Below are 13,011 nucleotides of genomic sequence, written 5' to 3' on the forward strand. Positions count from 1 at the left end.
CCCTGGAGCACCTGTTCCATCACGTAGAGCCTTTTCGATTCCTTCCGATTCAAGAAAATGTCTCCTCTCATGGTGACATTTTCTCAGTCCGCTTAGAGGGTGACAATATCACAGACCGATAACAGTGATGAGGGGGTGTCCTTGACGCGGTGGTTCCAGGTTGAGTATAATGCCTCAGGCACTGGATACAACAATTGTATACAATCCTCCACGTGTATGGCATCGAAAAAGGGGGGGTTCCGTGCTGGTAGTGGGGGAAAGGATAAACACGAGTCGCAAGGGCGTGGCCGAGATGGTGGCGCGGCGCGACGGCGAGGCGATCGCGCGGGAGGCGCGTCGGCAGGTGGAGGCGGGCGCGAATTTCGTAGACGTCAACGCGGGCACTTTCGTTTCCGAGGAGCCTGAATTGCTGCGGTGGTTGGTTACGGTGGTTCAGCATGCTGTACAGGTCCCCCTGTGCGTAGACAGTCCCAACCCGATTGCCATAAGGGCTGCCCTGGAGGTACACCGTGGTAAGGCCCTGGTGAATTCGATAACCGGGGAGCGCACCCGCTTCCAGCAGTTGTTGCCCGTGGTGAAACAGTTCGGCTGCGGGGTGGTGGCGCTGTGTATGGATGATGCTGGTATGCCGGCTTCAGGCGAGGAGGCGGTGGCCAAGGGCAGCAGGCTCGTGGAGGATCTGCTTTCGGCGGGAATACCCGCAGAGGACATATACCTGGACCCGCTGGTCAGGCCCGTGAGCACCGACTTCCGTGCGGGCCTGGCAGTGCTCGATGCCATTCGGGCCTTGCGGCAGCAATACCCCGGCGTACACGCCATCTGTGGGCTCAGCAACGTGTCCTTCGGCCTGCCCGAGCGCCGCTTGCTGAACCGGGCCTTCTTGGTGGCCGCCATGGCGGCCGGGCTCGATGCGGTGATTTTGGACCCCCTGGACGACAAGCTTATGGCCCTTCTCAGGGCAGCAGAAGCGGTCCTGGGAAGGGATCCGTACTGCAGCAGGTATCTGCGCGCTTACCGGGAAGGTAAGCTGGCTGCGAACTGACGACGACGTGAGGCCCGGGGGCCCCGGGCCTGCGCCCGTACTCCGCCCGGCGCCCTACTGGCGGGACAACTCCTCGACCTCCCTATACCAGGGGACCCGCGTCCCCAGGCGGGCGCGCATGCGCCACTTCAGGGATTTGGGCTCGTCCTGGATGTGCTTGCGCAGGAGCGATATCTTATCCAACACATCACGGCGGTCTTCCTCGGTGACCTGGAGTTTGAGACTGCGGGCATATTCTTCCATCCGGTCCAGGTTCAGGTTGACGGTTTTCCAGAAGCCCCAATCGTCGCCGCATATGCGGGCGATGAGTGGGGCGTTGACTGTTTCTCGATCCCCTTCCCCCACCGGGTGCTCGCGCAGGAGCACGAACGTGTCCACCGCATCCTTGGGCTCGAACGCAACGATCTGCAGCTTTTCCAGAAGCAATTCCGCCAGGGGGATGGTGGGATAATCCTGCTCCAGACGGCCGCGGAAGTTTACGTCGTGACAGAACCGCAGGCGATCGACGAACACGTCGGCATGCCAGCCCGATTCGTGGTTGAAGACACGCCGCTCCATGCCGTGCAGGGTCTTTACCCGCTCGTCTTCGACAAACCCCTGCTGGGTGAAGATTTTCTCCAGCTTGTCAAGGTCCCGGGCGTAGGCTGCGAAATCTAGGTCCGACAGCCATCGGCCCACCTGGTATTCCAGGTGTTTGAATGCGGGGCAGTGGACGCGGAATGCGACTGCCCCGAGAAGGCGCAGGGTAACGCCCTTTTCGCGAGCTGCCTCTACCAGGCCCAATCCCAGTTCTACCAGCTTCTGTTCTTGGGCTCGGGCTTCTTCGCTCACTGTCTCATCCCTCCACCCTCCAGAAACGCTGTATTCCGTCCCGCGTGGTTTCGACTATGACGCCGCGCAGCACGTTCTCGCCATACTCGGAGCCGGGGTTGACTACGGGTACCCCCTCGATGAGATCGTGGGCGGCGGACTCGTGAATGTGGCCGTGCAGGCCGATGAGGGGGCGGTACTTCCGGATGGCGTCCGCCACCGCCTTACTGCCCACGTGCACTGTTTCTACGCCACCCGGGCCCATGACCGGCGTCAGGTCCGGACGGAGCTTGGGTGCCAGGTCGAGGGCGGTTCCGTACGGAGGGGCATGGAAGTTGAATATGGCACGCCGGGGATCGTCTAGCTGGCCCACCTGTTCATCTATAAGTTCTTGCAGTTCTTCCTCGGTGCCCTCACGGGGGGTGTTCCACGGCGTGGGGTTAACGTGGGCGAGGCTGGCAACCTGAAATCCTGCTACCTCTACCGGTCCATCAAGTGGCCAGACCACGCCGGCATCGCGGTACTTCTTGATCACGTCATCGATCACCGGGTCGTCGTCATTACCCGGCATGACCATCACCGTTACCTTACGCGGGGTGACCCGGCTCACCAGTTGCTCCATCCACTGCTCCATGCGGGCGACCATTTGCTCCCGCATGACCTCTTCCAGGTGCTTGGGGTCATTCTGAAGCCGGCTGACTTCTTCCTGGGTACAACGCAAGGGGTACATGCCAGTCATGGAGATCTGCTGTTCCATGCGGGTGATGTCGCGCTCGTTTCTGAGTAGCTGCCTGCGGCCGTAAAAGCTGCAGACGTACCCCTGCTTCTCCTGCACCAGTGGTACCAGGCCTTTACCCGTGAGGTCCCCGCAGAGCATGATCACGTCTGCCTTGTAGAACTCGGGGACCTTGAGCCACTTTTGCCATACCCCTACGCTGCCGTGCACATCGACGGCGAAGAATATCCTGGCCAGCGTCCTTCCCTCCCTTGTCAGTCTTTGGCTCCGCGCCCAGCTGGATCGTTCCTTAGCCGCGCTGCTGTTTAAGCCCCTGCGGTTCCATCCCCCCTTGCGGTCAGTAATCTCTCAGGACGGCCTGCACCAGACAGGTTGGCCCGCCCCCCATGTTTAACCCGAGTTCCCTGCCCGGGAACTCATGAACCTCGACGCCCCGCTTCTCGAGTTGTTTCCTCACGCGGGGGTTCCCTGCCATGACCACGCAGCGGCGGGGGGCCAGGGCCAGTATGTTGCACCCCTGAGTGAGGAACTCCTCGTCATCCACTTCGATGAGTTCTACACCGTTCGCGCGCAGCATCTCGACTGCCTCCACCGCCATGAGTGGGGGATAGACGACAGCCAGGTCGTAGTCGATCATGCTGATAACGGATAAGAGGTGCATCACCGATCCGGGTCCCTTCCAGTGGGCGACCGGCACCGGAAGGACCCTTACCCCGAGGGGTTCCAGTACGGAACGCAACTCCTGGACCCCGTCTGCGCTGGTCCGGTAGGACCGTCCCGCCAGCAGCGTATCGGGGCGCAACCAGAGCAGGTCGCCCCCTTCTGCAGTACCCGGCCCCCGCATGCGGTGCAGGACGGGCACCCCTGCCTGCGCAAATGCCCTTTCTGCTAGATCGGCCTCTTCTGTGCGGACCGGCTTCCCGGGGCGAAGGACCACCGCACCGGCGTCAGTCACCAGTGCCCAGTCGCCGGCGAAAACCGAATCGTACAGGGCGGGGGCGGGTTCGCGGCACTCGTGGACCTGGACACCTGCCTTGCGCAGGATGGCGACCAGAGCGGCGTGTTCCTCCCCAGCGGCCGCCAGATCCGGTGGCGAGGTGAAACCCCAGGGGCCGAGGTCCTCCTGCAAAGCCTGGGCCGGCGACCAGCAGGGGGGACGCACGAGAGCCCTGCGCAGCGGGGCAACGGGCGATTGAGCCCCCCATAGTCGCCTCGTACCCGCCACCATTCTGCAGTTGTCCCGGTGGCCTGCGAATGTCATGTGGGATCGCCTCCTGACTCGGGCAGAGGCCCGTTGCAGTCGAGGGATGTGATGGACCCCATACAGCAAAAACCTCGTGCAAAAATCTCGTGCTTGACCAGTACTTCCTGCGGGTTGTATAATGCCTACCGGGAGTGTACACAAATATCGTATACAATGCAAGGCCGACGGGCGAAATTTGTCCCCTGACGTAAGAGGGGTGAGTACGTGGCGGCGCCGGGTGCAAAGTTTTGGGTTCCAAACCAGGGATGTGGTGGAAATGGCCACCATGGTCTGCGGGGGACGGGAGGAGGAGCTGGGCTGCTGACGATTTTCTGCCGGAGGCGGTGGGCGGAGTGGGTTACCGGTACGCAGTGCTTGGTGGGGGGCGCCAGGGATGCCCTAGACGTCACCGACCACGCCGGCCTTGTCCAGAACCCCGGCCCGCCGTGGGATTATGCGCTGACCTTCAACATCGCGGGTCTGACAAATGAGTACCGCGGGAGGGCGATATTCCTCCGGGACGGAAAGCTGGTCGAGGTTCCCCCCTTCAGCGAGTACGGGGAGGTAGAGTTCCCCCTGCTGGGAACCCTGGAGGCGTTCACCGCCGCGGGCGGGACGTCCACGGCACCGTCGGGTTGGCACGCCTCCATCATGGCCATAGCCATGGCCCACGGCGTTACCCCCCAAGGGGGGGCGAAGCCCGTTGAGCTTGCACTGCCCCGGCCCTACTTCGCTGGGCAAATGAAAAAGCGAGGGTTCCGGGTTAAGGAGCGCGTCGCGGTGTGGAGCGAGTGGTAGGGAGGTGAGAACCGGTCAGGCGACAGAGGCGGCTTTATGGTTCGCGGTCGGGCAGATCTCGGGATGGACGGGTGCGGTGAGGACCATTACTAGGAGCCCCAAGGGAGGCGAAAGCGTGTCCGAACGGTTGGTGTTCATGAGAAAGGCCTCGGGGTTGGTACGCGAACTGACAGCCGCTGACGTAGTGATCTGGTCGATCGCCTGTCCCACGGCGAGCGGGCTGATGTACTACATGGTGGCTTCGGCGAACGACTATCCCGGTGCCAACCCCATGCTCAGTTTTCTCCTGGGGGGCATCATCATTTTCCCGGTGGTGCTTGCCCTGGCCACCATGATGCGGGTCATGCCCAGGTCGGGCGGCCCGTACGTCTGCATCAGCCGCCTGGTGGATCCTTCGGTGGCGTATGTCACCAACTTCATGTACGCCATATCGTGCGGGATGACGGTTGGCATCATGTCCTGGGTCGGTACCGGCGTACTCAGTTCATGCCTGACCCTGGCTGGCCAGGCGGGCCACATGGAGGAAGTCGTCAGGGCCGGTGAGTGGGTGGCCACTACCGCCGGGCGCACGATCCTGTCGGTAATCATCACCCTCTTGTTCTGGTGGTTTTCCCTGATCAGCCTGCGCGCGGTCAAGTGGCTCATGCGGCTGAGCTTCGCGCTCCCGCTGGCCGCCACGATCGTCCTGGTGCTGGCCGGCTGGCTGGTCGGGGACGCGCGGGCCGCGTTTGACCGTACCTGGGGACCCGGGGTGTTCCAGGCGGTGATAGACGCGGCCAAGGCGAACGGGTGGTCGCCGCCCGCCTTCTCGTGGCCTTCCACCATCAGCATGTTACTCGTGGTGTTCTGGGCGTATTCAGGCATGGAAATGGTGACCATGGTGGCGGGCGAGGTCAAGAGTCCTCACCGCAGTCTCTTCCGGGGCATTATCGGTGGTTTCCTGGCGACCGTGCTCATGTACGTGATCATAGCCTGGTCGGCATGGCACCCGTACGCCGCCAGCGGGTTCATTCCGGCGTACGTCTTCCTGCACGACCAGCACCCCGATGTGTTGAAGTCGATCATGCCGGTGTCTCGGCCCTCGCTTCCGTTGTTCCTGGGGTCCCTGCTACCCAACCCGTGGCTGGCCGTGGTTGTCATGCTCCTTGTGACACTGTGGTTTTATAACACGGCTTTGCCCTCGGTGGTAGTGACTGCGCGCATCCTGTTTGCCATGAGCTTTGACCGGCAGCTGCCTAAGCAGTTCGCGGCGGTGAACAAGAGGGGCGTGCCCACCGTGGCCACCCACCTGGCGGGAGTGCTGGGCGTGCTGGCCATCTTCCTGAACGTGTACGGAATCCAGACGGTCCTGGGCATGCTCGACGTGTCCGCCTACTTCCTCTTCTGGGCGTTTGGCCTGAGTGCCGTCATGCTGCCCTTCAAGCGCCCGGACATTTACGAGTTGTCGCCCGTTCGGGGCGAGATCCTGGGTGTCCCTGCCATCTCCTGGCTGGGGGCGCTCACCACCGGCATAGGGTGGTTCCTGGTGGCCTTCGCGATCTCCCCGCTGGGAACCGGTCCCCAGGTAGCGTTCTGCGTGACCATTTTCGTGATCACGGCTCTGTACATGTGGTCGCAGCAGCGCAACCTCAAGGAGGGCGTTGATCTGGCGCGGATCTACGCGGAGATCCCGCCCGAATAAAGCTTGTGCAGCGGGTGGCGGCTCTTCCGGTAAGACCGGCTGTGGGAACCTCTGCCGGGAGGGCGCCACCCGCGCTTGCATGCAGGAGATGTGTGACTGGACAATGACGGGAGGGGACGGATATGAGCGAGCTGCTGGCTCGCCTGGGGGAAGCATTGCTAGAAGCCGACGAAACCGCTGCTCTGGACGTCACAAGGAGGTTGCTGGACAGCGGCGTCGATCCCCGTGCCATCCTCGATGCCATGGCCGCAGCCATGGCCGAGCTGGGGCAGAGGTGGAACAGGGGAGAGGCGTTCCTGCCTGAAGTTGTGGCTGCGGCTGACATCTTCAGAAAGTGTGGCGAAGCGGTCGAGCCCGTGCTGCTTGCGAGCGGTCAGCAAAGGGCCGGTCAGCGCGTGGTGATCGGGACGGTAAAGGGAGACCTCCACGACCTAGGGAAGAACATCGTGGGGGCCATGATGAAGACCGCCGGCTTCGAGGTCCACGATTTGGGTAAGGACGTACCTGCCGACAGGTTCGTCCGGGCCGTGCAGGAGCTCCAGCCGAGCATCGTAGGTCTGAGTGCCCTGCTCACCACCACCATGATGGAGCAGAAGGTGGTCATCGAGGCACTCGAGCAGGCGGGTTTGCGGTCCTGCGTCAGAGTTATGGTGGGTGGTGCACCGGTAACCGCGCAGTGGGCGGCTGAGATCGGGGCCGACGGATACGCCCCCAACGCCGCGGAAGCGGTGGAGGTAGCCCTCGGCCTGGTAGGCGGGCACCGGTAGGTTGCATTTTCTTGGAGGTGACGCAGGTGAGCGAGGCAGCAGTTCTTCGGGTCCTTTCCGACAGCGAGATAGCGGAAATTCACGAGGCCGCCATCACGGTCCTGCAGGAGTGCGGGGTGTTCATCGACTACCCCCGAGCACTGGAGCATCTGGCCAGTAAAGGAGCCCTGGTGGACTTTGCTTCACGGAGGGTCAGGTTTCCCCGGTCCCTGGTAGAGAATGCATTGAAAACCTGTCCCTCGTCCTTTATCCTTCACGACAGGGACGGCAACCCGGCGGTGCGGGTGGGTGGCGATGAGGTTCACTTCGCCACGGGTTCCTGTGCCATCCGTTACCAGGAGGATGGTTCCGCCCGTTCGTCCGTTGCCGAGGACCTGGTCCGGCTGGTCCGGGTTGCCGACGCGCTCCCCCAGGTGGAACTGCAGTCCACTGCGGTGGTGGCCGGCGAGGCACCCAAGACGCTGGCCGACACTTACCGCCTGTACCTGGTCCTCAAGAACTCGGCCAAGCCCGTCATCACCGGGGCCTTCAGCGAGCACGGTCTGTGGGACATGAGATCGCTCCTGGATGCCGTCACGGGCGGCCAGGTGGAAGATGCCCCGTGCGCGGTGTTCGATGTATGCCCGTCTCCACCCCTGAAGTGGACTGCCATCGGTGCCGCCAACGTGATGGATGGTGCGTCCGCAGGGCTGCCCATCGAGTTTGTCTCCATGCCCATGCCGGGAGCAGCCTCCCCGGCCACCCTAGCCGGCAGCGTAGTGATCCACACTGCAGAGACGCTGAGCGGCGTGGTGCTGGCCCAGACGGTCAGGCCGGGTGCCCGCCTGGTGTGGGGAGGTGCGCCGGTGCAGTTTGACATGAGGTACGGTACGACACCCCTCAGCGCCGTGGAAGCAACCATGATCGCGGTGGCCACCGCCCAGATGGGCAAGTACTACGGTCTGCCCACCCACACCTATGCGGGGTTGAGCGACTCCAAGCTGGTGGATGCCCAGGCTGGCCTGGAGACTGCCCTGAGCGGGTTGCTGGCTGCCCTCGCCCGCGTGAACCTCATCGCGGGGGCCGGCGCTCTGGATTTCGTGGGCACGCAGAGCTGCGAGAAGCTCGTCATCGACGCTGAGGTGTGCGGAATGGTGCAGCGGCTGCTTCGGGGTGTAGAGGTGTCGTCGGAGACGCTGGCCACCCGGCTCATAATGGAACTCGGGCCGGGCGGAGAGTACCTGTCCCAGGCACACACGCGGCGCTGGTTCAAAAAAGAGGCATACCTGCCCGGTCCGGTCATCGACCGGCTGGATCGCAAGGGTTGGGAACAAAAGGGTGGTACCGGCGCCCTGGCCAGGGCCCGTGAACAGGTGCAGCGGATTCTGGCCGAGCACCAGCCGAGGGGGCTGGAACCCGATCGGGCTTCCGGCCTGGACGAAGCCATGCGCCGGGTGATGGCTGCCCGCGGCTGTTCTTCTCTGCCCTTTGTTCCCGGATGCTGAAGGGGTTTGCCGGCCACCGATCCCGGGGTCGGGCCATGGCGAGGGGGTGATCAGCGATAGCGCGGCTGCTGATTAATCTGGAAGCCATACGGCACAACGCCCGGCTCATTATGGAGCTTTGTGCGTCGCGGGGGATCCGGCTCACGGGGGTTACCAAGGGGGTTCTCGGCGAACCGGCCATAGTCCGGCAGGTGCTGTCTGCGGGTGTGGGTATGCTGGGAGACTCGCGGCTCCAGAACATCCTGAAGATGCGGGCGGCGGGGATAAGGGCGGAATTTCACCTGATAAGGGCGCCCTCTCCCGCGGAAATCCCCGAAGTCCTCTGGTTGGCCGACGTCAGCTACCACTCCGAGGTGGAGGTCGTGCGGGCTCTCGCCTCGGCGGCGGAGGCGCAGGGGCGCACTCACAGGGTCGTCCTCATGGTGGACGTGGGCGACCGCCGGGAGGGGCTCATGCCCGGCGACGTGCTCGAGGCAGCACGGGCTGTCCTGGGGATGAAGGGCGTGGCGCTTTACGGTCTCGGGATGAATGTGGGTTGCGTGAGCGGTGTGTTGCCAAGCCCGTCCAACATGGGTTTGCTTGCGGAGCTGGCCCGGGACGTGGAGGACAGGCTGGGCCACCGGTTGGAACTGGTATCGGGGGGGAGCAGCACCGCCATTCCCATGCTCATCGAGGGGACCGTGCCGCCGGGGATCAATCACTTCCGGGTGGGTTCCGCTATCTGGCTCGGGGACTACAACACCTGGGACGATCCCATACCGGGGGCACGCCACGACGCCTTCGACCTGCTGGCGCCTGTGATCGAGTTGAAGTGGAAGCCCTCGCTGCCGGAGGGAGAAGTTGGCCTTGACGCGTTTGGCCGGCGTCCCGTCTTCGAAGACCGCGGGCCTATGCTCCGTGCCATATGTGCGCTCGGCCGGCAGGACGTATACGTGGAGGGGATTGAACCCCGCATCCCGGGGCTCCGGGTACTGGCGGCTAGCAGTGACCACGTTATCCTGGACGCTACGGCCTCGGAGGTTCCTCTTTCCGTCGGGCAGGAAATCCGTTTCCGGTGCAATTACGGGGCTCTGCTGTATGCCATGCAGAGCCCATGTGTGGTCAAGGAGTTCACAGGCGAAACGGGAAAAGCTGTGCCCTAAACAGGGAGTTGGGGGGAGACAACACGCATGGCTACTGTACTGGTGCTGGGAGCAGGTCTCATGGGTCCGGCCATAGCAAGCGACTTGCTCAAGTACGAGATCGCCCGGCGGGTGGTGGTGGCGGATATCGATCCCGCGCGGGTGGCCGAGGCGGGTCGGCTTACCGACCCCGCCCGGTGCGAGGGGAAAGTGCTCGATATCTGGGACCGGCGCGCACTGGTCGAGGCCATGCGCGAGGCAGATGTGGTGGCAGGCGCCTACCCTGTGGCAGCCGTGCGTCAGGTCACAGAGGCGGCAATTGAGGCCGGGGTTCCTCTCGCGGACCTTACCGGTTCTGCGGAGGGGTTTGACATCTTCGAATATCATGACGACGCTCTCCGGGCGGGGGTGACTCTTTTGCCCGGCTGCGGGGTAGCGCCGGGGCTGACCAATGCCCTGGTGGGCCAGGGTGCCGCCCGGCTTGACCGCCCGCTCGAGGGGGTCATATATGTGGGCGGGTTGCCGATGCAACCTCGTCCGCCGCTGGAATACCGGCTGGTCTTCTCTATGGATACCGTGATCGACGAGTACGTCGCGCCGGCTCCGATCATCAAGGGTGGCTCCCTGGTGGAGGCCGAAGCACTGGACGGCCTGGAGGAGCTGGTGTTCCCCGAACCGGTGGGTCGCTGCGAGGCATTTTACACCTACGGGCTCGGCACGCTGGCGCGGACCGGCCTGGACATGGGTTTTCGGGAGCTGGCGGAAAAGACCGTCCGGTATCCCGGGCACCGGGACAAGGTTCTTTTCTTGCGGCAGTGCGGGTTTTTTTCCCAGCAGCCCGTGACTGTGGATGGCGCGAAGGTGATCCCGCGTCGTTTCACGGGAGCACTGCTCTCGCCGCTCCTCAGCCAGGGCGATGAGGCTGACGTCACGGTTCTCCGGGTAGTGGTGCGGGGCGAAAAGGGGCACAAAAGGGTTGCCTGGGCGTTTGAAATGGTGGACTTCTACGACCGGGAGACCGGCGTTACCTCCATGGCCCGCACTACCGGCTACACCTGCTCGGTCCTGATCGGGATGATTCTGCGGGGCCGGATTGGCTCGCGGGGTGTAGCGCCGCTGGAGCGGGTGTTCTCGGATGCTGCCCTTTATGAAGAGTTGCGGGAGGAGCTTGCCAGGCGGAACATCGTCATCAAGGAAGATTGCCAGGAGGAGCAGGAGGGGGTCTGAGCCTGTTCATCCATCTTCGGCTGTTGCCGATGGTGTCAATTCTGGCGCCTTGCGGGCGGGAGGTGATCCGTGGTGAAGATCATCGTTCTCATCAAGCAGGTTCCCGAGAGCACGGAGGTGCGCATCAACCCGGAGACCAACACGCTGATCAGGGAAGGGGTCAAGGGCATCATCAACCCGTTTGACACCTATGCCCTTGAGGAAGGGGTGCTGATCAGGGAGCGCCTGGGGGGGCAGGTGGTGGTGGTGAGCATGGGTCCGCCCCAGGCGCGGGAGGCTCTGCAGGATGCCATTGCGGTGGGGGCGGATGAGGCCGTCCTCCTTTCCGACCGTGCTTTTGCGGGGGCGGACACCCTGGCCACCTCGCGGGCGCTGGCGGGGGCCATCCGCAAGCTGGAGCCTTACGACCTCATCATCTGCGGCAAGCAGGCCATCGACGGGGATACCGCCCAGGTGGGTCCGGAGGTGGCGGAGCTGCTGGGCATACCGCACGTGACTTACGTGCGCAAGATCAGGGAACTGGAACCCGGTCGGGCTGTGGTGGAGCGCATGGTGGAGGGAGCTGTGGAGACGGTGGAGATGTCGTTGCCGGGCCTGATCACGGTGGTGAAGGACATCAACCAGCCCCGCATTCCTTCCCTGAAGGGGATCATGAAGGCGCGGCGGGCCACCATCCCGGTGTGGACTCCTGCCGACGTGGGCCTTTCGGAGGAGGAGGTGGGGCTGCGCGGTTCTCCCACGATGGTGGAGAAGATATTCGTGCCCCAGGTGGAGCGGCGGGGTGAGTTGCTGGAGGGTTCCCCTGAAGAAGTGGCAGAGGTGCTGCTTTCGCGGCTGCAATCGGCGGGTGTACTTTAGGGGGTGCTGTTGTTGGGTCCAGAGGGATTTGTCAATCTGATTGAGGTACTGGCCGACCGGTGCACCGGCTGCGAATCGTGCCTGGGCGTGTGTCCCACCGGTGCCATCAGCATGCGGGAAGGGACTGCTTACATTGGTGAAGGGTGCAACCTGTGTCGGGCCTGTCTCTCCGTGTGTCCGGTTGAGGCCATCGTCGTGCACGAGCCCGAGCGGGGCGAGGCTGCGGAGGGTCAGGGGGTGTGGGTGTTTGTGGAGCATCGTCGGGGCCGGGTGGCCCCGGTGGTGTACGAGTTGCTGGGGCAGGCGCGCCAGCTGGCTGGGCGGTTGGGTGCGGCGGTGAGTGCTGTGCTGGTGGGGGAGGGGGTTGCTCCCCTGGCGGGGGAGCTGGTTGCCCGTGGGGCTGACCAGGTGCTGGTGGTGGAGGATCCTGCCCTTTCTGATCTGCGGGAGGAGCCGGTGGCTGCTGCCCTGGCGGATCTGGTGTGGGAACGCAAACCGGAGATCTTTCTTTTCGGGGCCACGGCTCTGGGGCGGTCCCTGGCGCCCCGGCTGGCGGCCAGGCTGGGCACGGGGTTGACGGCGGACTGCACGGGGCTGGATATCGATCCCGAGCGCCGGCTGCTGGTGCAGACCCGGCCGGCGTTTGGTGGTAATCTCATGGCCGTGGTGATCTGCCCGCGCCACCGGCCCCAGATGGCCACTGCCCGTCCGCGGGTGTTCCGTCCCCTGGCTCCCGACCCGGGCCGGCGGGGGGAGATTGTCTCTTTCCCGGTGGACGGGTCGCGGCTTCTTTGCCGCACGCGGTTGCTGGAATATGCCGAAGAGGTTACCGAGACCGTAAAGCTGGAGGATGCGGACATCATCGTGGCGGGAGGGCGGGGTCTGGGGGGTCCCGAGAGTTTTTCGCTCCTGTTCGAGCTGGCGCGCCTGCTGGGGGGAGCGGTGGGTGCCTCGCGGGCGGCGGTGGACGCGGGCTGGATTCCCTACTACCACCAAGTGGGGCAGACGGGGAAGACGGTGGCGCCCAAGGTGTACATTGCGGTGGGGATTTCGGGGGCCATCCAGCACCTGGCGGGCATGAGTTCCGCGGACGTGATCGTGGCCATCAACAAGAACCCCCAGGCTCCCATTTTCAAGGTGGCCAACTACGGCATCGTGGGTGATCTGTTCGAGGTGGTGCCGGCGCTGGTGGGAGCTTTGCGAAAGGGTAAGGGGTGATCCACTGCGGGCATGCCCGGGTCAGG

At 64.0% G+C, this 13,011-nt stretch carries 12 protein-coding genes; 9 read left to right on the forward strand and 3 right to left on the reverse strand.

Annotated elements, in window-relative coordinates; genetic code table 11:
- Positions 1–241 precede the first annotated feature (241 nt).
- Positions 242–1,042, forward strand: a complete 801-nt coding sequence (locus AB1446_10700; protein MEW6547360.1) for a methyltetrahydrofolate cobalamin methyltransferase — start codon at positions 242–244, stop codon at positions 1,040–1,042.
- Between the two features lie 54 nt (positions 1,043–1,096).
- On the opposite strand, the gene AB1446_10705 is transcribed toward AB1446_10700, so the two are convergent.
- The 3 genes from AB1446_10705 to AB1446_10715 form a co-directional block, all read right to left on the reverse strand.
- Positions 1,097–1,873, reverse strand: coding sequence for a hypothetical protein (locus AB1446_10705; protein ID MEW6547361.1), 777 nt, complete (start codon positions 1,871–1,873; stop codon positions 1,097–1,099).
- Positions 1,874–1,877: 4 nt separating this feature from the next.
- Complete coding sequence (locus AB1446_10710; protein ID MEW6547362.1) at positions 1,878–2,798, reverse strand: phosphoesterase; 921 nt, start codon at positions 2,796–2,798, stop codon at positions 1,878–1,880.
- Between the two features lie 127 nt (positions 2,799–2,925).
- The gene (locus AB1446_10715) at positions 2,926–3,849 is read right to left on the reverse strand and encodes an arginine deiminase family protein (GenBank protein MEW6547363.1); all 924 of its coding nucleotides are present in this window, start codon (positions 3,847–3,849) and stop codon (positions 2,926–2,928) included.
- A 360-nt stretch (positions 3,850–4,209) separates the two neighbouring features.
- Here AB1446_10715 and AB1446_10720 point away from each other — a divergent pair, with 360 nt between their 5' ends.
- From AB1446_10720 to AB1446_10755, 8 genes are all read left to right on the forward strand, one after another.
- Positions 4,210–4,629 carry a hypothetical protein gene (locus AB1446_10720; GenBank protein MEW6547364.1) on the forward strand — a complete coding sequence of 140 codons (420 nt, stop codon included), beginning with the start codon at positions 4,210–4,212 and terminating at the stop codon, positions 4,627–4,629.
- A gap of 115 nt (positions 4,630–4,744) precedes the next feature.
- Positions 4,745–6,310 (forward strand): APC family permease, encoded by a 1,566-nt coding sequence (locus AB1446_10725; protein MEW6547365.1) that lies wholly within the window; start codon positions 4,745–4,747, stop codon positions 6,308–6,310.
- Positions 6,311–6,432: 122 nt separating this feature from the next.
- Positions 6,433–7,077, forward strand: a complete 645-nt coding sequence (locus AB1446_10730) for a corrinoid protein (GenBank protein MEW6547366.1) — start codon at positions 6,433–6,435, stop codon at positions 7,075–7,077.
- A gap of 26 nt (positions 7,078–7,103) precedes the next feature.
- On the forward strand, positions 7,104–8,561 hold the full coding sequence (locus tag AB1446_10735) for a trimethylamine methyltransferase family protein (GenBank protein MEW6547367.1): 1,458 nt from the start codon (positions 7,104–7,106) through the stop codon (positions 8,559–8,561).
- 77 nt (positions 8,562–8,638) lie between these two features.
- Complete coding sequence (locus tag AB1446_10740) at positions 8,639–9,703, forward strand: alanine/ornithine racemase family PLP-dependent enzyme (protein ID MEW6547368.1); 1,065 nt, start codon at positions 8,639–8,641, stop codon at positions 9,701–9,703.
- Positions 9,704–9,730: 27 nt separating this feature from the next.
- Positions 9,731–10,909: a saccharopine dehydrogenase C-terminal domain-containing protein gene (locus tag AB1446_10745; GenBank protein ID MEW6547369.1), complete on the forward strand. Its 1,179-nt coding sequence runs from the start codon at positions 9,731–9,733 to the stop codon at positions 10,907–10,909.
- Positions 10,910–10,981: 72 nt separating this feature from the next.
- Positions 10,982–11,767, forward strand: coding sequence for an electron transfer flavoprotein subunit beta/FixA family protein (locus AB1446_10750; GenBank protein ID MEW6547370.1), 786 nt, complete (start codon positions 10,982–10,984; stop codon positions 11,765–11,767).
- A 12-nt stretch (positions 11,768–11,779) separates the two neighbouring features.
- Positions 11,780–12,985 carry an FAD-binding protein gene (locus AB1446_10755; GenBank protein ID MEW6547371.1) on the forward strand — a complete coding sequence of 402 codons (1,206 nt, stop codon included), beginning with the start codon at positions 11,780–11,782 and terminating at the stop codon, positions 12,983–12,985.
- Positions 12,986–13,011: the final 26 nt, after the last annotated feature.

The organism is Bacillota bacterium (assembly GCA_040757085.1).
In the GTDB taxonomy this organism is placed as follows: domain Bacteria; phylum Bacillota; class Sulfobacillia; order JACIYH01; family JACIYH01; genus JACIYH01.

What these genes read in the sequence shown, in the direction of transcription:
- AB1446_10730 (MEW6547366.1), top strand. Translation starts at nt 6,433, where the DNA reads ATGAGCGAGCTGCTGGCTCGCCTGGGGGAAGCATTGCTAGAAGCCGAC.
- AB1446_10715 (MEW6547363.1), bottom strand. Translation starts at nt 3,849, where the DNA reads ATGACATTCGCAGGCCACCGGGACAACTGCAGAATGGTGGCGGGTACG.
- AB1446_10745 (MEW6547369.1), top strand. Translation starts at nt 9,731, where the DNA reads ATGGCTACTGTACTGGTGCTGGGAGCAGGTCTCATGGGTCCGGCCATA.